We start from the raw sequence: 626 nt of genomic DNA, 5'->3' as shown, positions 1-626 counted from the left end.
GAATTCGGCGCCCCCAACCAGAGCAAGGGCCCGGTGGGCAGCCCCGCCATCACCCGCTGGTTCTACAACGGTTTCACCGTTTACTTCGAAAACAACACCGCTTTGCACACCGTGGTTGATCGCCCCGTGAGCGCGGCACCGGATGTGGTCTCCGGCCAGCAGGTCGATACCCTGCCCCCCCTTCAGGAAAAAACGGCAGCGCAATCCAGCGAGCCAGCGCCCGCCACTGCGGATAATGGTGAAGACAAAGGCGAGCTGATGTTTGACCCGGTTTCCGGTCGCTTTGTCAGCGAAGACAACAGCGGCAACGACGCTGCAACGGCCAGCAGCGCTGAGCCGAAACCAGCCGCCCCCCCTGCGGCCGCCGCGACAACAGCGCCAGCCACTTCAGAGTCAACCACGGCCCCGACACCCGCCCCGGCTTCATCAGCAACAGCTCCTGCCGCTGACACCAGTGCTGAAGGCGAATTCCGCTTTGACCCGGTCACCGGCCGCATCATCATCGCCGGCGAAGACACACCAGAACAGGCGGCGAAGAAGAAAGCCGCCAGCGTAGAGAAAGAAGCTCAGCAGTCCGTTGACCAGGCCAGCGAAGCGGCCAACCAAGCGGTAGAAGACAGCCAGGC

1 pseudogene is annotated in these 626 nt (G+C 63.4%); it reads left to right on the top strand.

The features are described 5' to 3' along the window. Positions 1-626: pseudogene (locus tag A3754_RS28245) on the top strand (hypothetical protein); the annotation flags it as partial.

The sequence above is a fragment of the Alcanivorax sp. HI0083 genome, assembly GCF_001635175.1.
This window is presented reverse-complemented; position numbering and strand designations above follow the sequence as displayed.